We start from the raw sequence: 24,557 nt of genomic DNA, 5'->3' as shown, positions 1-24,557 counted from the left end.
TGTTTGATTTAGTCATTTGAAAGATCGTCTGATTCGTCCGTTTGTTCAGCGTCATCTTCCGAAAGGTCATCTTTTGGTTGTTCTTTTAGTTCCACCTTATTCTTGAGCCGTGAGAAAGCAATAAGGAGATTTTTAGCATTGTCGAGTGCCAAATCCCCACTTGAAGTTTTCTCCATAAACAAAGTAGCTCCTTCTGGCGCATCCATGCCTGAAATTCGACCTGCTCTTGTGATGGCTTGAGCAATAAGTGCATCCCCGGATTTAGCAGAGAATGTAGAACTCTCCAATTCAATTAAAACCTTTGATTTGGCTTTTCTCAGTTCTTCCCAATAATTTTGAGAACCATTATTTACTTCTCTTTTAGCAGCAAAGTAAGCTACTTGGTTTAACCATCTGCCCAGCTTTCGGGCAGATACTACAATCTCTGGATCTATCATCTCTATCTTTTTAAAGTAAGTATTAAATAGTATGTCAAGTTGAAAAGGATATTCAGCCCTGTGTGAAAGAAAATCCCTAAATGAAGGTTTGTTAAAGAGTTGTAAAAATCTACTAGCAAACAAATCGAATTTTTGGTATTCTGTGCTTTGACTTTTCCTCCTACCTTCATTGTATAATTGAGTATAATATACGCTATCGACAATTTCTCTAAGTTTACCTTCTTTAGCTAAATCTACCACATGGTGATTGTATGTAAACGTTAATGCCCCTCCATACTTAATCATATACATAGTGGCTTCTTTAAGGCTATCCAAAACCTTCATTGCCAAAGATGATACTTCTGCCTCCTTGGCAAATTCTCCAATAGCACCCAGTAAGGCAACACTTCCTAATACGCTACTTCGAGGAGGGTTAGGAAAATTTCCCCTATATATCAATGGCCTCTTAGGTTGGTAGGTAGTTTTTTCATTATCTCCTTTTCCTTCTGTTTTATTGAGAACATCGCCAACCAATAGATCAGCTGATGTCTTTGAGAATAGTAGCTTTTTAAATAGAAAAACAAAATTGACTAAATCGTGAAACGGGAGATCCGGTATAATACAAACATTGAATAGATCAGGCCTAGGTTTTTTATCTATTCTATATTGTAAACAAGGTTTCAAAGGTGTTATAGTAGAGACAGAGTTAAGACCAATGTCTTTAACAGTGCTTTTTGGTTTTCCTCGTCCAATTGAACTGCTGAGTGAAAAATTCAAAAATTCTCCAGCTATTGGAGCTATTGACATTTTTACAAGTTCTGACTTTCCTAAGTCACCTTTTCCTAAGTTCTTCAATATATTATTTCCTTCATTCCAAATATTTTTTGCCTGCTTATCAGGTGTCAAAATATTCGGTGAAAGAAACACCCCTGCTCCCGTATCGCCTTTTGCTTCTTTTATGTATGTATAGCTTACTCTTTTTTTGCCTTCAAAAGAAGATGACGGAGCTAATCTAAAAGAATTCAATCCTTTTTCTAATTCAATCGAGATATGTTTAGAAGTTATTTGATCGCTACTTGACAACTCATGTTCAACGATGATTACTGCCTCAGCATATCTTGTATATGGATGGTTATTCATAGTTCCAGCATTTTAACATCTACCCAACCCTCACTATTTCCCAAATAAGCAATATTTACAGACTCTAATTTTTCTTTTAACATTTGAAATAGAAGCATGTCTATCTCAATTTTTAATTTATACTTTCCGTTAAGAAAGATGTATTCCCTTCCAGTAGGTGAAGAATAATATAATGGATAAACCTCTTTGTTAATCAGAAAAAACCTTTCTAATGCCTTATCATCAACTTGTGTTGGTTTTTTATCATTTCTTGGAAGATCTCGCTTTTGGGGAATTAGTTCATAACTAATATTAAATGTACCTTTTGGGTGCACAATAGCATCAGCTCTTCTATAAGCCTTACTCCAATAATCATCGAAATGAATAGGCTTAGGGAACATTTCCAGTTTTACTTCAAAATATTCCATAAGCAAGGGTAAGAAATTTGAGCCTACTCCTTCTTCATGAAATTCAACCTTTTGCTTTTTCCGTATCTTTTTAATCTCCTTAACTATTTCTTTTCTATCAGCAGCATCAATATGCCATTCAAGAATATTTTCAAATAATCCACAAAGCATTTTTTTGCTAGGAGATTTTAGGGTTTTGTAATAAGAGCCCGGCAAGTCACTCACCATCGAAAGAGGAGCAAGTGGTTCAATTTCAAGGATGATCTCTCGATTTAGATCAGGGGTCTTTTCTAGTATTTCCAGCATTTTTTTTCAATTAATATGTGAAAATTTTAACTTTTCATTACAAACAAATTTTGGTTAAATTTTTATCTCATTTTTAACCCCCACACATCCAAATCCCTGACTGCCCAAATGCCCAAACCCGGCGTAATAGCCGATCTCCTGCAACTCCACCGGTGCGGATAGCTCGAACTCATAGCTATACCCGATCAGCTTGGACTGCTGTGGGGTCAGCTGCTTGATGGTCACCCCGTTTTTGTATAGTTTCCCCGTCACGGTCAAATCCAAGGAAGGGCGCTCATCTGCCAATACAGCCCCACCATCCGGGTACACCGTGGATAGTGCGACACTCTTGGAGATTAGATTCTCCAAAATCAGATCAGCGTATCCCTCATCCATAGGACTTAGATAATCCTCCCCTCCTGACGCGCGCTTTCGTCTGACCAAAATGGGAGACAGACATCGATAATGCATTACCTGCTGAAAAATAGGAGTTGATACACTTTCGATCCGCTGTACCTGGTAGGTAGTCCCGGAAATTTTATCCCCCAGAAAAATTTCCTGGTTCATAAACAGCCCCTTTACAAATTCCTCGGCTATTCTATCCACTAAAAAACTTACTTCTACCCGTACCTCTTTTCCATAATGTTCGATCCTTCCTGATTCGGTCAAGACTTTGAATCCTTTGAAAAATAGTCTGGAAAAAGAGAAAAGCCGAAAAGGTCTCCCATTTGCCCTATAGCCCTGATGATGGAGAAACCCCGCAAACTCCGAGTCTGCCTGATCTACAATCCGATATATTGCCGAGGAAAGCTCATACTGGTAATTAATGGGGACAAACCTTCCTGCTCCCGTACGTTCTAAAACTATATTAAATCTCATGGAATAGGGTTTTAATTAACTTATCATGACCTAAAGTAAGCGACCTATACAAAACAAACTAATTATTGACACAAACTGTCAATATATTGGCTAGAAACCTGATTACTCAATTGATAATCAGCTGTTTCAAAATGGAGTCAGGAAGATATGAACAGATTTATCTGTCCACATCAAAATAAAAACAGTTGGCAGGAGTCTTCTTCTTCTCAGTTCACTTTCCCAAGTAAGCGAATTAAAAAACCCAAAAAAATACCCTGTACAGGGTATTTTTTTGGGTAAAGGCCAGAAAGTAGCCCATATTTTGAACTGGATGGAGGAGAACTGCCGGGTTGGGGATGCGGCAAGTCCGCACATTTGCCATACCACCGCATGGGCTAAAATCCTTAAGCTGGACTTTTCGACTATCTGTATGCCTGCAGCAAACAGTTCACTTGGCTTATGGATCACAATGTATGTGTCCGGTGTTTTTTTATTGCTCTTCTGCCAGAGTCTTTATTTTTTCCTTGGCAGTGTTTAAAAACCCAATCGTTGCATCGTAGTAACTTTTAGCATCTGGGAGTGGGGAAAAATCTCCTATTGAGAAGTTTAACTGTGTTTTATCGCCCTGCCCTGAAAGATAGTATGAATATGTGATGTCATATTTTGAGGGATCTAAGTTTACTTTGGGTAGAAACAATTTCATTTTTAACTCTTCGTGTTTTTTGCATTCCACCACTGTCATTCTTGAAAAACCCTCCCACTCCAGGACATCTCCCTTCACCAATTCCTCACCCGCAAAGCTTTCCGGCAAGTCATCCCATTGTCTGTAGTATTCGGCTTTGGTCAAAACATCCCATACTTTTTCAATAGGAGCATTGATTTCAATCTGGTCTTTTACGATTGCATTTTCCATAACGTTTTGATTTAGTCACAATAGTTCGTGTAATTTGTTAAGCATATGTTCCCAACCATTTTTTGTTTGCCTGCTGTATTTTTGCCATTTAGGATCCAGTTGGTGTTTCAATGTCAGCTCACAGCCTTTTGTAGTCGATGTAATTGTTATGGTCACTATACTTTCCTCTTCCGGTTCATAATCAATCCCCCACGTAAATACTAATTTGTTTGGACGTTGGATTTCGATATAACTACCTACATGGTTGATTTTTTGGCCGTTTCTTATGACCACAAAAGAAAATTTTCCTCCGATGCTCGGATCAAGTTCCATGCTTACGATTTCTTCATCACGTACACCTGGGCCAAACATCCATTTGCTTATTTGTTCGATGTCAAGCCACGCATCAAACACTTTTTCAGGGGCCAAATCAAAGGATTGGGTCAGGCTGACCTGTATGGAACGGTTCATAGTATGTGGTGCCATTACTTGTTGTCTTTTTCAAGAAATTGTTTCAAAGAATTAAGCCCTTCATCCCAGAACTGCCTGTATTTCCCAATCCAATTTGATACATCTTCCAGAGATTGGAGATTTGCCTTACAGTACCTTTCCCTCCCTTCTTTATGGATTATTACAAGTCCACATTCCTGTAAAACCCTCATGTGTTTTGATATTGCAGGTCTGCTGATTTCAAAATTTCCCGCCACACTATTTAAATTCATCGTTTCTTCAGCCAGAAGATCTATTATCTCTCTTCTAGTGGGATCAGCTATTGCCTGAAATACATCTCTTCTCATAAATTATGCGTAACCATTTGGTTACAAATCTAACACATCCGTTCCGTTACGCAAGAAAAATCAAAAAAAGCAAAGGGCTTCCAGGTTTCAATCGATTCTCTTTTCCATTCTAGCTACTTGGCCTTCGATCTACTTTCTTCCACAAACCAGCAATGAAAAAGCCATGTCGATGCAAAGCCGACTCGGAGCCGAAGGTCAGCCCCCTATGGTTCTGGCCGAATGTGGATAGGGTATGTATTGGCTATTCCACCCGATATCCTATTAAACAATCCATTGCACGGCAGGACATTTAGGATGATTAATGAACAAATCCATGGGCAATAGTTGGTCAGGCTAAACCAGGAGAACTTCTGCCCCTCCTTGTTGTTTGCTTTTATCAGCAGCATCCATAAAGGCATAGATTTCCAAGGTTTCAGTATAGTCAACCGGCGAAATGCGGGTTCTAAAAAAACGGGCGATCTGCATTGCCAAAGCTTCATAGCCGTCAAAGGACCCCAGGGTAAGATTGCCCTCTGTTCCGAAGGCAGTACCACCATACTCATGTACGCCTGTACGCATTCCCCTAAAGGTCCCGATTCTTCCGTCAGCCCATTTTCCGACCACCAGATCCGCTTCATGGCTGTAAATCCTCCTAACAGATTCACATCCTGGTCCCATCACGGTAAAAAGCATTTCCACGCCATGAATCCCATACCAGAACAAGTCACTATGGCTCGGTTCCATTTCTGCCGGACTAAATGTATCGCAGCCGATAATTTTGCCGATTGCCTTTTCATTCCTAACGGCATTCACCTGTTGCTGGTAACGCAGGGAAGAGGAAGAAAATACCGGAATCCCCCTATCCTTTGCCTCGGAATAAATCGTTTTGACTTCTTTGTAATCAGCCGCCACAGGCTTATCAATAAATAGCGGTTTATTCGCTTTAAAAACCTTTCTAGCCTGCTCGAGGTGAAGGGTCCCATCATTGGTTTCAAGAAGAACGACATCTGTTTCTTCCAGGAGCTCCTCAATGGAATTTGCAATTCTTACCCCCATACCCTGGACAGCCTGCATATATTCCGGAATCCTCTTCATACTCGATGTAATCTGCCTGCTGCCATAAGGAAAAGCTGAAACCACTTTGAATCCCTCGAATTCTTTTTGGGGGTTTTCGGCATTAAACAAGCCAGTGAATGCCACTGCATGGGAAGTATCCAGCCCAATGATGCCAATCCTGACCGGAGAATTTCCGAAGTGGGGGACTGAACTTAAGTCCAGTCCCACCCCAACCCCGAAAACCGCGGATTTCTTCAAAAACCTCCTTCTGGATAAATCCATAAAGCCATTATCCTGTACCATAAGAGTAACAGATCTTAATTAGTATATGCGTCAACCACTTGCTTATCACCTACGGCCTGAACGACCAAAGATCCGTGCCTCTTCGGAAGAAAAGCGTTCCCTGCTTATCCATGACCAGTAAACCTGCCTTATCGGAAAGCTCGGTAAGAACCATTGATTCAGGGTCAATCCTAAAGAGCTTTTTATTATCCGTTCCATATATGTGTCCATCTGGATGTAGGACGAGAAAAGCACTTCTCCAGATGTGGCTTTTAAACTCCGGAAATTCATACATTTTCTGCGTATTGACCACCTTTCTGCCTATCGGGTCGAACTTAAAAAGAGTCCCATCTCCCATCCCCCATATATTGCCGTCAGGACCTTTAATGAAACCTGTTAGTGCTGAGGCGCCCGGAACAGGAACAGTCTGAAAAAGGGTATTTCCGGTTTCCGGATCCCATCCCGCCAACACCGCTTCCGTAGTAGTAGGCTTTACCCCCAGCCCACCGGAAATAGTAGTGCCGACCAAAACGTATCCTTCAGTATAGATAATACCTGATATAGCCTGTGAACCAACCGGACTGGTATAATCTTTTAGTTCGTTGCCGTTAAGATCGTAGGTGATCAAGGCTCCCCCAAGTTTACCATATTCAGGGATCATACCAAAAACCATCAGCTCTTTTTCAGGGATACTGACCTGGGCGAATGACCTGCTCTGGTCAGGGATTTGTCCAAGCATTCTAGGGTTACCCCCTTTTGGATCCCACGGCAACTTGATGTCATATTCATAGAATTTGCCTTTCGGATAAACCCCAAAATAAATCTTATCCCCTTGATAGGACATCCCTTCCGTCTGGTCCAGTCCCGGCAGAAATCTATGTTCGCCCGTTATGGGATTATAGGTGGCATTTCCCCCCGCCAGGTATCCACCGGACCAGATGTTCCCATCCGGGCCATACATTAAAGACTGGATCGGTATAGGTTGACCTGGCACCTTTAATTTAGTCTTGTCCAGCCTTTTGCTTTTCGGGTCATATTTAATCAGATTTGCACCAGAGGTCAATGCATATACTTCCCCCATTATTCCCACGCTGAAGGCATTGGCCGTACCCACCTCTTCTCCCAATATCTCAGCGTTGGCTTCCGGAAAGGCGGGGTTAAAGCTTTTCAACGAACCCGCAGAAGTATAATAAACGGCATCCCCTGCGGGAACCCCCGTAATCGCTCGCATGTCCATCTTTTCTATTTCCTGTTCGAATTCCCCTGATCTCAGGTTATAAACCAGCGTCACGCTGCCATTGGTCAGCAAGACGAACAACCTGTCATCCCCGTCCGGCCCAGGAACGATTTCCAGCCCATAAACAAATTCATAGTCCTGGTATTTTTCTGGAAGAATATCTCTCTTTTCCCCTGTTTTGGGATTGATTTCAATCAGATGCGCTTTGGAACCCACTCCAGCATAAACCATTTCAGTTTTAGGGTAATAGGCTATGCTTCTCACATAATTCTCATTTTCAACCAATGGCCCCTTACCAACATCCGAAAACCCATCGGCAGGATGGTACCTAAACACCCTACATCCGGGATAAGTAGCCCCGAAGACCTCAGCATCCTTGCCTGCAGTAAGATTCCAAAGGTAAGTCTCTCCTTCGAGTGCCTCGCCCAGATCCTTTGCTTCCACTGTTCCCGGCTTATGGGAAAACATCGTACCATCTGCTCCTGGGACATAAAGTGTACCATCTGAAGCCTGGGCCATATCCCATGCGCCATCCGCCTCACCCAAAGGAAGATCTACGAGTAAGTCCTTGGTTTCAACATCATAACCAAGCAGGTGGGCAGGTTCCCCCCTTACCACCGTATAGATCAATTCCCTGCCATTCTCATCCTTTACAAAAGCACTGCCCTGTATCATTGAGGCGAATAATTGGGGGCCGTGGTTTTTAAACTGTGTTGTATCCACCTGGCAAACCCCGGGAATAGCAGGAAACAGAAGAATAAGTACCGCAGCGGATTTCAAAAGTGATTTCATATTATAATTTGTTTTTAAAGGCCATTTGGAATCTCGCAGGATTTACAATCATCCCGGTGTATGAGGTCCTGCCTCATGCTCGATTTCATTAGTCTAGTATTTATCGTTGAGTAAAAACTCCCTTACAAATGAGTCATCATTCAGGGCAGGATAATCTTGATGTACGCGCTGGATTTCTTCCAGCTGACCGGCAGATAGGCGCTCATCTGGATTAAGACAATGCGTGGTTCCGAGCAGGTCTTGATGTTTAAGCATGGTATGCATACCCGGAATACAGCCATGAAACTGATGGGAGGGGTCAAACATAGCCGCGTTTACATCCGTAACAGCAACACCTTTGGAGAGGAGTCTTGCCCAGTCCTCACCACTTCCTTGGGCTTTGCACTGCTTTACTTCCTCCAAGAGACTTACTGCCTTTTGGGTCCATACTGCCCAATGTCCGAGCAGTCCTCCCACAAAAGCTTTTTCAACTAGCTTTCCGGCAACGGCAAACTTATAGTCAGTCAACAGATCCGCTACGATATTGTCATCATTGCCGGTGTACATGGCAATCTCATCTACCCTTGAACTGTTGCAGACAGCCCGCATCACGTCCAAGGTCTGATATCGGTTGAATGAAGCGCATTTTATTGCCACGACATTGTTGATTTCGGCGAACTGTCTCCAAAAGCCATAACTGAAAACCCGTCCTCCCACGGAGGGCTGCAGGTAAAACCCGAAAACAGGAATGACAGCAGCCACCTCGCGTACCCTATCCAATAGTTCCTGTTCTGTCCACCCTTGCAAGCCTCCCATGCTGAGCAATCCTAGTTCATAGCCGTATTCCAAAGCCGTGTTCGCCTCAGATACCGCTTGCCTGGTATTTCCACAGATGCCGGCAATTTTCAGGAAAGGACGGTCCAGATTTGCTTTATCAACCTCCTCTGACGCCCATTTTAGCACGGTATCGTACAGGTTGTGTCTGGGATCCCGTATTTCAAACTGGGTAGAATGCACGCCTACGGCGATCCCTCCTGCCCCGCTGGCGATATAATACCTGGTCAGTTGCCTTTGCCTTCGCTCATCAATGGACCTGTCCTGGTCCAAAGCGAGCGGATGTGCGGGAATTACGGTTCCGCGAAGCAGGTGTTGATACAATTCTTTGCTTAATTCCTTCATCAAAACCTCCCTCCTCTCTGCTGAAAATGTGTGGGCTTGCCAAAGTCGTCTCCACCTTGAAGCAACCAATTGGCAGTGATTTCCACCATCTCCCTTGGAGTGGTTTTAGGATAACCGAACAAACGGTGACATTCGGAGGCATTGTTCAACAATGCAGTCCCGACAGGCTCATTGATGAACCTGGGCTCTTTTTTGAAAATTGTTCCAAACTCCGAGGCAATCCAGTGAAGGGAAAGAATTTCCGGCCCGGTGACATTCAGCAGTCTTGCAGGTGCCGTGGTGTGTAAGAGCGCTCTTAGTGCTATTTCATTGGCATCCTTTTGCCAGATAACATTCACATTAGATGTACTCAGATCAATTTCCTTTTCGTGGAAAACGGCTTTGGCCATTTCCAGCAAAATCCCATACCGAAAGTCCACCGCATAGTTTAGCCTATAGATCAACATAGGCGTTTTGTTTGTTTTGGAGAAATACTCAAAAACCCTTTCCCTTCCCAGGCAGGACTGTGCGTATTCCCCTATGGGCTCCGGTGCGGTCTTCTCTGTGGCCCCGCCTGAAGAGATGGGGACAAAGGGCAGCACATTTCCTGAGGAAAACACGACCAGTCTGGAATTTTTGAATTTCTCCGAAACCCTTCCTGGTAAATAAGCATTCATTGCCCAGGTAAAGTCCTCATTTCCTGTGGTCCCAAACTTGTGCCCGGCCAGGTAAACAATATTTTGCACCTGGGGCAACTTCTGGAGTTCGCCATCATTGAGCAGGTCACAGGAAATAGTTTCAACCCCTGCCTCCTGTAATGACTTCATAGCACCGGCATCTGAAAACCTGGACACACCATATACCCGTTTTTCCAATCCTGCGGCTTTGATGGCATCTACGGCAAGCTTACCCATGCTTGGCCCCATCTTCCCTCCTATTCCCAGCAACATGATATCCCCCTCTATCCGGGCCATATCCGCAATCAGCGCCTCTGATGGAACAGTAAGTTCATTTTCTAATTCCCTTAAATTTTTCATTGATATAGGTTTATGTTTTCATTCTAGTTGATAAAAAGTGCCTTGAAATTCCAGCTGGCCAAAGCGATCAGCAGCAGCAGGCCGATCCCGCCTGAGACCCTTGCAAAAGGGGTATTGGCCCGATCCCCCATTGTCTCCCTGTCATTGGCGACCACGTACATGGCTCCCCCGATGAAAGGGACAAGGAAAATGGTCACACTTTGGGCAAAAATGATCAGCTCCAGAGGGAGCTTGCCAAAAGCCAGTGAGATGCCTGCGCCACAGACCATGACCAGGGCGATCAGACCCCTGACCTTTCCTGAGCTCAAGCCGCTGCCAAACCCCATGGCATCCCCCAATAAACTTCCCCCGACTGTGGCATTCCCAATAAGTGATGAAAATGAGGCACCGAACAGACCTGCCAAGAACAGATAAGCCGCGGATGAACCAAACAGTGGCTCCAGGGCTTTGGACATTTCAGACGCCGAATTGACCTGGATTCCCTGTGGGTACAAAACCGCGGCCGCACAAATGATCACCACGGCGCTCATCAGCCCCAACAGGACAATTCCTGTGATACTGGTATTTTTATCAGCTTTTCCCCCTTTGCTCTTATTTCTCTCCTGGACCAGGTAGGATTGGTAAAATGCCCCCACAATAGAAAAGCAGGAAGCCACGAAAGCGATTAAAATAGCTTCCGAACCTGTGGGCACATTGGGGACCAGACCACTGCTGATGGCAGAAAAATCCGGTTTAATCAATACCACAGTGGTCAGAAATGAGAGGAGCATCAACCCTACCAGGGCAATCATCAATTTCTCCAGCGTCTTATAAAAACTCCTGAAAAACAACAAGCCCATCCCAACCAGGTTAAACACCAAAACCCAGACCCAGCTGGAAGTACCGGTTGCTTCCGCAACGGCGATACCCACGCCTATGGAGTTCCCCGCCTGAAAGGAGGTGGTTACCAAGAACACGCCCATCCCTATGATGACCCCAACTGTCCTGCCCCACTTTTTCCTTATCTGGGACAGTAAGGTCTCCTGGCTACTCAGACCGATCCTTGCCCCCATATCAGTAAACACCAGCATAAAAAAAATAGCCACCACGACCAGCCATAGGGTACTATACCCATATAAGGCACCCAATTTTGAAGTAATGGTCATCTTGCTAGGCCCAAAGACCAAGGCCGCGGTGATGATACCCGGACCAAGGCTCTTGAGCCCGCTGATAATTTTTTCCACCTGTTTGCTCATCTGTTTTGTTCAATAAAATCCGGATCTATTCTTTGCGTGTTTTCTGTCCATTCCCCTCTGATATAATTGAGGATTTCAGCTACTTGACTGTTGTCCAAAAACGCAAAGCCTGGCATCTGTTGCCCGCTCCCGGAGGGTTCCGTACCCTTCAGCACCAGTCCCACCAAAGCTGGAGGATCCCCTGTGACCAACCGGGAGTCTTTTAAGGAAGGGAATACCTCAGGAATACCACTTCCATCCTCTTTATGACAGGAAGCACAGTAACTTAAGTATAGCTCACTGCCAGTCACTATCGACCCTTGTTGTGCTTTCACCGGACTGAGTGGGGACATAGATGTTTCGTCCGAACGGCTTATTTTTAAGATTTTGTCATCGCCGTCCAAGGGAAACCCGGGCTGGGGATTCCAATCCAGGTTGCTGGTGCTGAGATAGATTTCCCCCTCACTACCTGTCACGATATCCCGAAGCCTACCGTAGCGGTTTTCAAACAGAATTTCTTCTGAGATGACATCATCCCCTTTTGCATTTAATGAAAGTATTCTGAGGCTCTTGCCCTTTAGGGTAGTCAACAATAAAGAATTAGTCCATTCCGGAATAGCCTTGTTCCCGTAATAAGTCAATCCTGCAGGGGCGATTACCGGCGTCCAGGAACGCAAAGGCTCTACCGTGTTATGTATGCGGGCAAAATCCCGCTCCTCATCCAGATCCTCTTGTCCCTCTATGCCAGGCCAGCCATAATTGCCTCCCTTACGGATCAGGTTTACCTCATCTTCAATTGCATCTCCATGTTCAGAGGTATAGAGCATTCCATGAGAAGAAAACACCAGTCCCTGCATATTCCGAAATCCCATCGCCCACACATAGCTTTCTGGATCAGGATTGTCCTTGGGAATGCTCCCATCCTCATTGAGCCGAAGAATTTTCCCATTCAGGGACCGGGGATTCTGGGCATTTGAGAAGTCATGTACATCCCCGGTAGCCCAATACAATTTATTATCCGGTCCAAAATCCAGCCTGGAGCCATTATGGGATGTCCCACCTTCGATTTCCAATAAAACAATCGGTTGGATTAGCGTATCGTTTTGGTAGGCATATCGGATGAGGCGACTAATAATGCCCCTATCTTTCTTTAAAGTATAGTTAAGGTATATGTAAGGGAATTCCCTGAAATCAGGATGTACTGTCATCCCCAGTAAGCCTGAGGTCCGTTCTTGCCAGACATCAGGTAGGGTCAAAAGATGTTTTAAAGAACCTGACTTTAGGTTCATTTGGGAGACCTTGCCCTTTTGTTCAGCGATCCACAAATTGCCAAGTCCGTCAACTTCCAAGTCCCAAGGAACCTCCAACCCTGAGGCCAGCACCTCTACTTTCAAGTGCGAAGCACTCAGATAGACCATATCAAGGCGATCAAGTTGAAGCTCCTTTTCCTGCCTGCAGCCCGCTAACTGGCACAAGCCTACCAGTAAAAACCCAAGTATGACCCTGTTAATTTCCATGGACACCAAAGATTAGTTCAGGTTTGGCAAACTGTCCATCCATCTGCGATGGAAGCCTATAGACATTTCCGGAACGGTCAGAAAAATAGAGTGAAGAAACTGATTTTTGCCGTCCATGCCCATCGGCCCAAAAGGCATAAAATCCCTCATTGGCATTCACTGGTTTCCGTGCATAGGAATGATTGTGGCTACTGTTACGGGTGAGCTTACTGCTGGCCCAGCTTCTCCCTTGATCCAGACTGGTCCAGAGCACCATCTCACCCCCGGTGTTAAATTTTTGTGGGCCAACGTCAGTAGGCCCAATTATCCTCCATGTCCCCTGACTGTCAATATAAAGAGAGCCCATATCGTAATTATTGTCAGAGGAGGTTACTGGCAGGATTTCCCAGTCATTACCGGTAAATCTCGCTGTATGCCAGGTTCTAGGGCCATTTTCAGGTCCAGCTTCATACCCCTTACTTGTCAGGTATAGGATCACGGGCCGATTATGGCTGTCAAATTCCAGGTCATTGATATAAACCAATAAACCCTCGGACTGATAATCCCTTACCAATGCCTTATTTTGAACATCCTTAAGAGGTATAGTCAGCGGATCACCACTTGCGTTTGCCCAGCTTTCCCCAAAATCATCCGTCTGCAGGTAATATAGATTCGTCCTATAGTTGAGCCCGTTGCCTTCTTTGACGAAAGGGTGAAAATTAAAGGATGTCCCCAGCAGGTTACCGGACTGTCCACTGGTCTGATAGTGACCTTCCCCAATCCTGGCAATATCCTGCCAGGCACCATATGAGCTCCCATCAGCACTGGTCATAAAACCAATCGTTCTTCTGGGCTTTTCTGGCTGCCCGGGTATTACTCCGGTCTGGTAATGGGTAAATAAATTGATGAATCCCTTATTGGGTTGGTACCAACTTTGGAGATAGGAAAAATTATCCATAGGGACTGTTTGGCCCTGCTCGATTTTAGAGACAAACACAGCTTCAAACTCAGAAATGTCATAGGGTTGGGTACTCTTGTGGATATATGAAGGCCGCAATGTTCCATTAGATGTAGAGAAAATCCAGATAAATCCCTCCTTATCAATGTTCATGACCGGGTTGTCATGGGCATTATCCGTATGTTTGTCCAAGACCAGTGTTGGTCTGGGCACCAGACCTGTGGTATGGTCAAAGTAGGACACCATATGGTATAGGGTATTCCCCTCCGGGTCTGCTCCCCCATAGCAAAAAAATGTCTTGTTTACCGCTTCCGCATACACCGAAAAGGGGTAATGGTTTGCAGGATAAGTAGCCAGGCCACCACTGTATTTATAGACATACTCATCTTCAGAGGGCTCATTGCTGTACCAAATCCCCCTGTATCCGGTTTCTTTCCGATTAAGCGTACTACTGGATTGGGCAATGGAAGCATTGACCAGAAGGATAAGAATAAGCCAGCAGGCTCCCACACTGTTTCGTATAGTTGACATCTGATAGTTTAATTGATTCATAGGTTTTCCATCCCACACTTAGCCGTCGGCCCAAAGAATCTCCAGCCACCCCATAACCTGGGGTGGTAAGGTGATTGTGTAGGAATGGATTTTTAACTCAGGTAGCTCAATATCCTGGATTCTGTCCGATCAGGCCTGGATTAATATCTATCTGACTTTGAGGTATAGGAAATAGCAAGTGGTGGTCTTGGATTCCTTTGGAAGAAAGCACATTCAATGCCTCATCGGTCCTGACCAGATCAAACCACCGATGTCCCTCAAAGGCAAGTTCCACTCTTCGCTCTTGGGCAACCGCCGCCCTGAAATCCTGCTGGGTTGTCAGCACGTATGCGGGATCTGATCCCGAACTGCCCATCATAGGCAATCCTGCTCTTGACCGAATCTGATTGAGCAGTAAAAAAGCCTCCCCGTCCGGCTGAAAGGAAATCTCATTCAGTGCCTCCGCATACATCAACAGTACATCGGCATAGCGTAGAACTATCCAGTTATTGTCACTGTCCAGGTAAGCTGCAGGAGTTCCCGAATACTTGAGGATATAATTATGCTCCACTTCATTGCCATTTAGCTGATAAGAAGTGGCCATTGAGAATTCTTTCCTGGCATCCCCAATGCTGTATGAAGCCTCCATATCCTGAGTGGGAATATTCTGACCTAGGGGATTGCCTACAGACACCACGGCAGTTCCAGATCCTATGGGAGCAAACTGATTGGTAAAGGGACTTCCTTCCCCGTTTGAACTGCTACTAAACTGTACTTCAAAGATGGATTCAGCATTATTTTCATTCATTGGCCCGAAAATATCACCGTAAGAGTCCATTAAACGATAGCCTGTTTCGCCTGAAGAATCGATTAATTCCCTGAGTTTTTGTGAAGCAGCTGTCCATTCTTTTCTGGTAAGATACACTTTACCCAGTAAGGCCATGGCTGCGCCTTTTGTTGCTCTTCCCAGCTCTGCAGAGCCGTAAGTGAAAGGGAGACTTGCTTCGGCATCATTTAAATCAGCAATAATCTGTTCATATACTTCCTCTTTTGGGTTTCTGCCGAAGGTATAGCCTTGCTCAGGATTGGTAATCACCTGTAACACCAAAGGAACATCCCCATAGATCCTGACCAGGTTAAAATACAACAATGCCCGAAGGAATTTGGCCTCACCTGTATAGCGTGCTTTAAGCGTGGCATCCATTGCTACAGGCTCAATTTTCTCGATTACAATATTCGCGGCCTGGATTCCCTGGTAGTGCGCATTCCAGGTAGTGCTGCTGATGGAATTGACCGCATCATTGGTGAAGTCATCCACAGCCTGCAGGTTTGCGCCAGCATTAGGGTTTGTGATTTCCGTATTGTCTGACCTGAGTTCCCCGATTACATGCATGGAAGAGTAATAGGTCCCGCCATATTGAAGCGAGCCGTAAACTGCCGTCAGGGCATTTTCCATATCAGAAGCGGTCTTGTAGAAATTAGTGCTGTTTTCCTGGGAAATAGGTGCCAAATCCAGGAAATCACTGTCGCAGGCACTGAGCCCCATCAGGAACAAAGCACCAACCAATTTATATTTTAGTATGTTTTTCATTAGAGAATCCGTTTAGAAGCCAATAGTTAAACCCAACATATATGTCCTCGCCAGAGGATATCCACCGGCATCCACACCGGGCACAAGCGGGCTTCCTCCCTGTGCCGAGACTTCGGGGTTGAATCCCTCATATTTGGTAAAGGTGTAGGCATTTTGAATTGTGAAATTCAACCGCGCATTGGAAACCTTAACGCGCTCCAGCATAGTTGCGGGGAAGGTATATCCCAGGGTGATGTTCCTGATCCTTAAGAATGATCCGTCCTCTACAAACTGCGAAGTCACATTGTTTACCACATTGCTTCCTGCATAGGCATTGAAATTCCTGTCAATCATCGGCGAGACCCCATCTCCAGGATCCGTTTCGGATTTCCATCCATTTGACGCACTTCGAAGTACATTGTAAGACCCGGCATAATTGCCATAATATCTTCTGGCCAGGTTGAGCACCTCAAATCCCTGTACGCCTTGGAGGGTAAAAGAAAAATCGACATTTCTGTATGAAAACCGATTCGTCATTCCATAGGTAAAGTCGGGAAAAGGGTCACCTAAAATCGTTCTGTCATCCGTATTGATAATCCCGTCGCCATTGATATCGGCAAATTTCAATCTTCCCGGAATGGACTGGACAGTTCCGTCGCCGTTCAATACTACCGCGCTGTTTTCAATATCCTCCTGATTTTGATAAACACCGATCACCTGGTACCCATAAAAACTTCCCGGCACGGACCCTATCTGGGTAATATGCGTAGGTGAGGAAGCGGAAGTGGCCTGCCGTGAGATAATAGGCGACCCGTCCGGTCCCAATGCCATCACCTCAATCTGATTAAAAGCAATATTAAAGTCTGTCGTCCAGGTAAAATCAGACACCATGTTTCTGCTGGTAAGGGTGAATTCTATCCCCTTGTTCTTAATCTCCCCGATATTCTGCAGTGCATTGGTATAGCCAGTAAGGGTAGGCACCGGAACGTTCAACAATAAATCAGAAGTACGTTTGATGTAATAGTCTGCCGCCAGGTAAATCCTATTTTGGAACACACCCAACTCCAACCCAAAATCGAGCTGACTGTTTTTCTCCCATCCCAACGTGGAGTTGGGGATATTGGCCAATCTTATTCCGTTGCTGATGCTGGTACCCAGTGGATAATTCTCTATAGTCGTCAGGCCGATGGCACCATAGTTAGAAATAAAATTATTACCCGTCAGACCATAACTGGCCCGCAGTCTAAGTTCCGACAACCAGCTTACCTGGTTCAGGAAATTCTCTTCCGAGAGTCTCCAGCCAAGTGATAGGGACGGGAATGCCCCCCATCTGTTATCAGATCCAAACCTGGATGAACCGTCCTGTCGGAAAGTTGCCGTCAAAAGATAACGGTCATCGTAATTGTAATTCAATCGTGCCAAAAATGACAACAATGACCACTCCTCCTCAGTATTGAGCGCCCGGGTAATCAATCCTGCGGCATTTGTTGTTTTAATATTGTCATTCGCAAAATTTGTCCCGGTGATCTGACTGACCTCTAGCTTCTCTTTTTGGACCGTATATCCAAGCACGGCATCAAAAGTATGTTTGCCCAAGGTCTTCCCATAGCTCAGCGTAAATTCGGAAAGCCAGTTTACCGTCTGTGCCGTATTATTGGATCCCACGGCAGGCCGGGTAAGATTGACACTGTTTGGATTGATAATAGAAGAGCTGAAAATATCCTCTCTAAAACTTCTGATATCAGTACCTACCAAAGCTTTGAACCTAAGGTCATCGATCAGATTGATCTCAGTGAAAGCCGTCCCCAGCAATCTCAGGTTTTTTTGCTGATGGAAATATTCCCGGGCTATCTTGACCGGGTTATCCACCTCCGAGGTACCAATTCCCAATCCGGTTATCTTGGTATAGTTACCTTCTGAATCGTAAGGGGCCAAATGAGGCCCAGCCGTGATCGCGGATTGGATTATCCCACCCCCCTGCCAGTTTCCTTCAGCAAGTGACTGGTTGGAAAAAGTATAGGATGGGGTAATGTTCACCCCCACTTTTACGCGCTCATTCATCTGGGATTCCACATTTACCCTAAAGGAATACCGTTTCAAATCTGAATTTATGATCACTCCTTCCTGCTCCAAATATCCTCCGGAAACAAAATACCTGGTTTTTGCATTTCCCCCTGAAAAGTTAAGACGGTAATCACTCATACGTGCGGTACGGAAAATAGCATCTTGCCAGTTTGTGCCTTCACCCAAACTTTGTGGATTTTCGAACCCTTCAGGGATCAGGTACATGACATTCTGAATTCTATCAGAGTTAGGGTCTGAGGCAGATCTGCCCGGCCCGGAATTCACCCATGCGTTATTCCGGGCTTCATTGATATAAGTCGCAAACTCTGATGCATTCAGTACATCCAATGTCTTTTCTACCTGTTGAAAGCCAGAACTTACATTCAGCTCAATTTTGGCCTGTCCTTCCTTGCCCGATTTCGTTGTGATCAACACCACGCCATTGGATCCCCTTGAGCCATAAATAGCAGTGGCAGAAGCGTCTTTTAACACCTGGATATTATCAATGTCCGCTGGATTGATGGTATTGAGCGGGTTATTCCGCTGATCAAAATCATTGGTTACCGGAAATCCGTCAACCACGTATAAAGGCTCATTGCCGGCACTTAATGAACCTGCCCCGCGGATACGGACAGAAGCTCCACCACCAGGGGCTCCTGTTGCCTGGGTTACCACCACGCCTGCCAACCTACCGGCGATCGCCTGGTCAATACTGACTATCGGCTGATCCTTAAGTTCCTCGGATTCTATGGCGCTGACGGCCCCGGTAATGTCTTTCTTTTTGACAGTACCATATCCCACCACTACAAATTCATCAAGTGAATTCTCCTCCTCTTCCATCATCACCTGTAATACAAAGTCCGAATTGATCAGGATTTCTTTTCGTTTATATCCGATAAATGAAAACAAAAGAGTCTGTCCAGGATCTGCTTCTATCGAAAAACTGCCGTCCAGATCTGTCACTGTTCCTTCACTTGTACCTTTTACCAAGACAGAGACACCCGGCATGGGTTCACCCAAAGCATCCTCTACCTTTCCCGTGATTTTTTCCTTGTCTGATTTTTCAATCAACAAAGAATTAACTTCAGTTGCTTCTCTAATCACACTGATCGCATTATTGATCTGTTTGAACCTCAGCTCTGTCTGAGAGGCAATGTGAACTAGGTGGTTCTCTACGCTTTCATATTCTTCCAGATAAGAAATAGCCGAGTCTGACTTCACCGCCGCATAGGTGTAAAAGAATTTAAATTCCGTCTTTTTCTCAATTTCACTGAAAAACTGAATCAAAGATTTGGGCTTCCTTTCCAGTTTGAGAAAAACTTCATCAATACTTTTTACCTGAGCTGTAGTGGTGTTGGCCAATAGAGGATTGAGAGATAGGCAGAGCATAAAAACTCCTCTGGCCAGTAGCTTAATAGACATGACTATTAATGGTAATATTTTTTTCATAAGTTTGGATGGTAAGTTGAAACATGGTAATTCCCCAGACGACAGTTTGCAAATCTTCTGAACGGGGCAATGTGTTTTGATTTCAGCAGGAGCGTATTCGCAGTACGTTCCTGTTTTTTTCCTTACATGGATTTAATCATAGGCTAATCAGTTTAGTATAATCACTACCTTTTTATCGTTTAATTCGTAACTGAAATCCAGGGATCCGCTGAGGACTTCCAGTACATTCCTTAAGCTTTCATTTGAATCAAATGTCCCGCTTGCAAGCTTATTTTTACCGCTACCCCGAACTGTAATCCGCACATCGTACCACCTTTCGAGAATTTCTGTGAGTTGATCAAAGTCAGTATCAGCAAATTTCAAAACCCCTTCGGTCCATAATATCCTATCCTGCACATCTACCGTCTTCTTGTTCAGGTGTTCATCATACCTGGACAGCAGAGATTCCTCACCGGGAATAAGCTGTATAGCTTTCTCTTTACCCGTCTGTCTCAGTTCTACCTTCCCGGTCAGGAGGGTGACGGCTACTTTATCGTCTGTTTCAAAAGTGGATATGTTAAAAGAGGTTCCTAAAGCGGTGGTAACAATGCCATTGGACTCCACTTTAAAAGGATGTTCGGGGTCTTTTGTCACTTCAAAAAAGCCTTCCCCTTCCAAAGAAACTGACCTGTCCCGCCGAAAATCAGCCGGATAAACCAGCTTACTGGCTGAATTTAAAAACACGATGGATCCATCCGGAAGGGTAATCCTGGTTTTCTTACCGGCTGGATTGTAATGCGTGATCAGTCTGGCATCCAATAACAGTTCTTGCTCTTGATCGGTTTTGTATTTATCCCTGTTGACGAAAAACAGGGTCGATAGGCCAATTGCAATAAACACGGCAGCCGCTCTGGTCCAAGGAAGCCAATTTCTCTTTCGGATGCTGTCCCGCTGAACATAGGGACGTGCATAATTGGACTTATTATGGTTTATTTTTTCCCACAACGCTTTATTGTCCCAATTATAATCCTCGGATTTCAACTTGCTTGACCACAACTTAATCAGATCGGCAGTTAAGAATTCCTCGGCCTCTTGGCTTTCCAGGAAGCGCAGGAATTCCTCGGCTTCTTCCTTTGTAAGGTTTCCTTCAAAAAAATCCTTTATTCTTTTGTGATGATTCATTTTGTCCTTGTTCAATAGTATATACCATCAGCGGGTAGTTTATACTCAAGACAGATCCAAAAAAAATCGGAAAATTTGTGATTCAACCTAAAATAGAACTGAATTACATCGTCATAAACGAATCAAGTATTGCATTTATAGCAATTATCCAAACGCTTTTGGATACAATTTCTAATTTATCGAGTCCTTCCTTAAACAGTTTCGTGCCTCTGAATATGTGATTTTCAACTGTGCGCCTGGAAAGGTTCAGGGCTTCTGATATTTCCTCTATCGATTTATTCTCCAGATGTCTCAACTTGAATATCTGTCGCTGTGCAGGGGGCAATTTCTCAATAAGCTCCAATGAAAGGTTATGAAATTCAGCGTATATCAAATCACTGTCCGCACTTAAGTTCGTGACTTGTTGTAAAAGTGGTATCTGATATTCTTGGAATGCAAAAAAACGCGCTTGTTTCTTTAACTGATTTATAGCCCGAGACCTTAAAATCGCGAAAATGTAAGCATTTATGGAAAGCTCTGGATTTAGTTTAGACCTGTTTTTCCAGATTTTTAGAAAAACTTCCTGAACCACTCCCTCTGCGTCTTCGTGCCCAAGCCCCATTTTTCTGGTGATGTTGTAAACTTTAACAGAAAACAGCTCATAAAGACTTTTGAAGCATGCCTCGTCACCCTGGACAAGCCCTTCCACAAGTTGCTTCAAATAAGTAGAATCATTTATCTCCAAAATCGGATAGCTTAAGTATGGTTCACATGCAGTAAGGAAAGGAACTATTACATCGAGTTCTTTATCAGGCAATAATGATATGATATTATTTTTTTAAAGCCAAAAGTCAGAAAATATAAAAACTAGATTACAACGTAGAATTCGAAATCAAATATAATGGCAGGACAGAGCAGCAAAGAGATAGGGTTCGGCCCAGAAAGACATTTAGTGGAGAGGATTATATTCGGTAGGTGTCTGTCCGAATGATTTTTTGAATGCATGGGAAAAATGCGACAAAGTCTCAATTAGTCCCAAAGAGAAGAAACCATAGAAGAAGAATTTGGCGAAGCCGGGCTTTTTGAAATCACAGAGGTAACAGAGAATTATCCTTTTTACCTTATTAAGTGTAAAAAGGACAAAACAAAATGACGACAAGGGGAACTGCCAAACAGTTACAATTTTTAAGCATAATGCGTTGGGAATATCCAAAATTGAATATTATTGCCGGTAAGAAATCTTGTAGTGGGCGGATATTGAGTTGTATTTGGCCCGCAACATAGGATTCAGGTCTATGCAAAACCTTGACAAAAAAACACAACAATGAGACATCTGGGAATCTTGACAGGCTTACTCTTACTCTCTTCCCTAACATTTGGACAAGTTGAAAAAAAAGAGAAAATCAAAATTGCCCTATTGGGGAGTTTTCATTTTACGCCTTCCACACAGGATACATACAGTACAAATGCATTAAAATTAACGGAGCAAAAGCAAAAAGAAATTGAAGAAGTAGTCCTAAAACTGGCAGGCTTCAATCCAGATCAAATATGCATAGAAATGCCTGTGGATAAGCAGGAAAGTATAGACAGGCAGTATCAACGATATCTCGAAGGCGCCTATGAACTCGAGCTTAACGAGATTGATTTGCTTGGATTCCAAACCGCAAAAAAGTTGGACCTGCCCCGGTTGACCTGCGTGAATTATTTAGGAGAATTCAATACCAAGCCGCTTGAAGAGGCCGCCAAAACATATGACCAACACCACCTACTCGAAGAAACCAACCAATATGCACAAGGATTTGTGGGTGAAATGAATGAAATGGAAAAGAGCCTGTCTGTAAGCGATAACCTCATATATCTAAATAGCCCAAACACCCTCAACAAAAACCTGCGACTTTATACAAAGTATTACACAAAAGTGGGAAGTGGAAGCAATTATGAGGGGACTGAACTGGTTGCCGGGTGGTACGAAACAAACCTTCATATCTATACCAATATTTTAAGGCAAGTGCGATCAACAGACAAAGCGATACTGGTTATTTATGGACAGGGACATATCCCCTTGCTCAAGCATTTTTTTGAATCCAATCCCGATTTTGAAGTGGTCGATATAAAATCCATTTTAGAATAAAATCAATGCGTATAACACCTCAATGAAATTAAAATTTCCTTACATATTAAAAATATCAATAAGATTTTAAGTGTCACGGCTGTTTTTTATTAGTTTGGGCACACCATATATCCTCATTCATCAAACCAGCCTGAGCAAAACACCGCTATTGAAATTGAGATGCCCCTGCTTTTTGATGAAGAATGGATTATTAAGGGGTTCGGTACATACAGCAAAAAAACTATGTGATTATCCGCAATGATGCCAGTAACCATATTCTCTTTGCTTTACTGGACGGAAGACCGAAGACGGGTGACCGAAGTGCCTTGGCGCTGGTGTTTTCCGAATCCTATGATGCTTTTATTGTTTTACTGGCAGAAAAGCGGATATACATAAAAAACCATTAACTAAAACTTATGAGGTTCGCGATAATCACAATTCTGTTTTTTTTATTTGCAAATGCAGCCCATAGCCAACATAATTATGTTGTTGAAGTGCATAAGGGCACGGAGCTGTTGCACATCATCAATTATCTGGCTGGGGTCTATAGTCCGGCAGTTCAAAACTCAAGTTATCAAAAAGCAGTGGACGAGTGGTTTGCCAACTTCAAAGACCATCCTGTGGTAGAGGTTGCCAAAAAGCTTCCCTATAATGATTTTGTTGATTTAGGTTGGTGTATCCAGTTCCCGGATTATAGTATAACACTCCCTGAAAAATACGGGTATTTCGATCAGATAGTTGATAAAAACCTCCTTATCGACTATATGACACTGTGTGCGGAATTTGGCAGGGCTTCTGATTTTATGGGCTTTTTTGCCAACCAGAAGGATAACTACAGCAAATGGGAAAACCAATTCCTAACTAAATTACAGGAAGAGAAGTCATTACAAACATTAGAAAATTTCTATCAAGCACCATTAGGGCAAAAGATATACTTCTCTATCTCACCTATAGGCGTGGTGCTAAGGGCAAATATTTTTCAGGAAGCGATCAGCCCCGAAAACAAAATTTATGCTCCTGTCATTATCCCCTTTGACAACAGGTTTATTGATAATGAAAGTAAGGAACCCAACTTTGAATATTCCCAAGCGGCAATAAACAACAATGTATGGCATGAGGTAAGCCATATTTATTGGGAACAGCTGAACGCCCCATATCGCAACGACATACTGGCACTTAAATATTCAGACTCACTTTCGGAAAATTTTAAAACCTTTGAAAGTGAGGCGCAAAATACCTATTACTACATCCACGAAATCATATCTGATGCAGTTACTATATTTTTAAAGAAAAAGTATATAGGAATTGAAGAGGCTAAAGAACATCTTGCCCTGAATGAATCTTACGGAAGTCCATTGTACCGCAAAGTGATCAATCTCATAGAAAACGAGTATTGGGACGACAGAGAAATGACTAATTTCCAAGAATTTATCCCTCGAATAATCACGTTAATAAGAGATGAGGGGCAATAGCGGGTGGTTGTTCTTAAAATCATATGCATGTCCACCCATTGGGTAAGCTGCACACCGAAAGCAAAGGTGATTTTAAACCCTGAATTAATCAAAGCTCCTAAAGGAAGATCGAATACGTCGTATCCACTGTTCGAGACTGTAATCTAAACTCTGTCTAAGACTTTGAAAATTAGTTAAAGTTTTTAAGATAGAGCAGTATGAAAGAACAAGAATCAGCATTCAAGAAAAAAGTATTAAAACAGTTTTTGTCAGGAGAGAA

Annotated in this window: 20 protein-coding genes; 3 read left to right on the top strand and 17 right to left on the bottom strand. The window is 43.7% G+C overall.

The features are described 5' to 3' along the window. Positions 1–8 precede the first annotated feature (8 nt). The 17 genes from cas8c to LZF95_RS23650 form a co-directional block, all read right to left on the bottom strand. Entirely contained in the window at positions 9–1,556 is a 1,548-nt protein-coding gene (gene cas8c, locus LZF95_RS23730) for a type I-PGING CRISPR-associated protein Cas8c/Csp2 (protein WP_233757839.1), read from the bottom strand. Beyond that, positions 1,553–2,248: a type I-PGING CRISPR-associated protein Cas5p gene (gene cas5p, locus LZF95_RS23725; RefSeq protein WP_233757837.1), complete on the bottom strand. Its 696-nt coding sequence runs from the start codon at positions 2,246–2,248 to the stop codon at positions 1,553–1,555. Before cas5p ends, cas8c begins: the two co-directional genes overlap by 4 nt. A gap of 54 nt (positions 2,249–2,302) precedes the next feature. Further along, positions 2,303–3,106, bottom strand: coding sequence for a CRISPR-associated endoribonuclease Cas6 (cas6, locus tag LZF95_RS23720; protein ID WP_233757835.1), 804 nt, complete (start codon positions 3,104–3,106; stop codon positions 2,303–2,305). 469 nt (positions 3,107–3,575) lie between these two features. Then, a complete protein-coding gene (locus LZF95_RS23715) occupies positions 3,576–3,998 on the bottom strand; it encodes an SRPBCC domain-containing protein (protein ID WP_233757834.1) in 423 nt (140 codons plus the stop codon). A 15-nt stretch (positions 3,999–4,013) separates the two neighbouring features. Further along, entirely contained in the window at positions 4,014–4,463 is a 450-nt protein-coding gene (locus LZF95_RS23710; RefSeq protein ID WP_233757833.1) for an SRPBCC family protein, read from the bottom strand. Further along, entirely contained in the window at positions 4,463–4,774 is a 312-nt protein-coding gene (locus tag LZF95_RS23705) for a helix-turn-helix transcriptional regulator (protein WP_233757832.1), read from the bottom strand. The genes LZF95_RS23710 and LZF95_RS23705 overlap by 1 nt, the downstream gene beginning before the upstream one ends. A 333-nt stretch (positions 4,775–5,107) precedes the next feature. Next, positions 5,108–6,112, bottom strand: a complete 1,005-nt coding sequence (locus LZF95_RS23700) for a Gfo/Idh/MocA family protein (protein ID WP_233757831.1) — start codon at positions 6,110–6,112, stop codon at positions 5,108–5,110. A 49-nt stretch (positions 6,113–6,161) separates the two neighbouring features. Next, positions 6,162–8,120: a hypothetical protein gene (locus tag LZF95_RS23695; protein WP_233757830.1), complete on the bottom strand. Its 1,959-nt coding sequence runs from the start codon at positions 8,118–8,120 to the stop codon at positions 6,162–6,164. A 93-nt stretch (positions 8,121–8,213) separates the two neighbouring features. Beyond that, entirely contained in the window at positions 8,214–9,278 is a 1,065-nt protein-coding gene (locus tag LZF95_RS23690) for a dihydrodipicolinate synthase family protein (protein ID WP_233757829.1), read from the bottom strand. Next, positions 9,278–10,294 (bottom strand): NAD(P)-dependent oxidoreductase, encoded by a 1,017-nt coding sequence (locus LZF95_RS23685; protein WP_233757828.1) that lies wholly within the window; start codon positions 10,292–10,294, stop codon positions 9,278–9,280. The genes LZF95_RS23690 and LZF95_RS23685 overlap by 1 nt, the downstream gene beginning before the upstream one ends. Positions 10,295–10,317: 23 nt before the next feature. Further along, the gene (locus LZF95_RS23680; RefSeq protein ID WP_233757826.1) at positions 10,318–11,529 is read right to left on the bottom strand and encodes an Nramp family divalent metal transporter; all 1,212 of its coding nucleotides are present in this window, start codon (positions 11,527–11,529) and stop codon (positions 10,318–10,320) included. Next, positions 11,526–13,025, bottom strand: a complete 1,500-nt coding sequence (locus tag LZF95_RS23675) for a PQQ-dependent sugar dehydrogenase (RefSeq protein WP_233757824.1) — start codon at positions 13,023–13,025, stop codon at positions 11,526–11,528. Before LZF95_RS23675 ends, LZF95_RS23680 begins: the two co-directional genes overlap by 4 nt. Then, positions 13,015–14,514, bottom strand: coding sequence for a BNR-4 repeat-containing protein (locus tag LZF95_RS23670; protein WP_233757822.1), 1,500 nt, complete (start codon positions 14,512–14,514; stop codon positions 13,015–13,017). The genes LZF95_RS23675 and LZF95_RS23670 overlap by 11 nt, the downstream gene beginning before the upstream one ends. A gap of 106 nt (positions 14,515–14,620) precedes the next feature. Further along, complete coding sequence (locus LZF95_RS23665; protein WP_233757820.1) at positions 14,621–16,084, bottom strand: RagB/SusD family nutrient uptake outer membrane protein; 1,464 nt, start codon at positions 16,082–16,084, stop codon at positions 14,621–14,623. 12 nt (positions 16,085–16,096) lie between these two features. Continuing rightward, a complete protein-coding gene (locus LZF95_RS23660; protein WP_233757818.1) occupies positions 16,097–19,576 on the bottom strand; it encodes a TonB-dependent receptor in 3,480 nt (1,159 codons plus the stop codon). A 147-nt stretch (positions 19,577–19,723) separates the two neighbouring features. Next, positions 19,724–20,737 carry a FecR family protein gene (locus LZF95_RS23655; RefSeq protein ID WP_233757817.1) on the bottom strand — a complete coding sequence of 338 codons (1,014 nt, stop codon included), beginning with the start codon at positions 20,735–20,737 and terminating at the stop codon, positions 19,724–19,726. A gap of 103 nt (positions 20,738–20,840) precedes the next feature. Further along, positions 20,841–21,533: an RNA polymerase sigma factor gene (locus LZF95_RS23650; RefSeq protein WP_233757816.1), complete on the bottom strand. Its 693-nt coding sequence runs from the start codon at positions 21,531–21,533 to the stop codon at positions 20,841–20,843. Between the two features lie 507 nt (positions 21,534–22,040). Between LZF95_RS23650 and LZF95_RS23645 the strand changes: the two genes are divergently transcribed. The 3 genes from LZF95_RS23645 (at position 22,041) to LZF95_RS23635 (ending at position 24,298) form a co-directional block, all read left to right on the top strand. After that, positions 22,041–22,847, top strand: coding sequence for a DUF5694 domain-containing protein (locus LZF95_RS23645; RefSeq protein WP_233757815.1), 807 nt, complete (start codon positions 22,041–22,043; stop codon positions 22,845–22,847). 224 nt (positions 22,848–23,071) lie between these two features. After that, a complete protein-coding gene (locus LZF95_RS23640; protein WP_233757814.1) occupies positions 23,072–23,233 on the top strand; it encodes a hypothetical protein in 162 nt (53 codons plus the stop codon). A gap of 9 nt (positions 23,234–23,242) precedes the next feature. Then, positions 23,243–24,298 (top strand): DUF4932 domain-containing protein, encoded by a 1,056-nt coding sequence (locus LZF95_RS23635; protein ID WP_233757813.1) that lies wholly within the window; start codon positions 23,243–23,245, stop codon positions 24,296–24,298. Positions 24,299–24,557: the final 259 nt, after the last annotated feature.

The sequence above is a fragment of the Algoriphagus sp. AGSA1 genome (assembly GCF_021390545.1).
Taxonomy (GTDB): Bacteria; Bacteroidota; Bacteroidia; order Cytophagales; family Cyclobacteriaceae; genus Algoriphagus.
The sequence above is the reverse complement of the archived record's forward strand: the minus strand, read 5'-3'. Positions and strand labels throughout refer to the sequence as shown.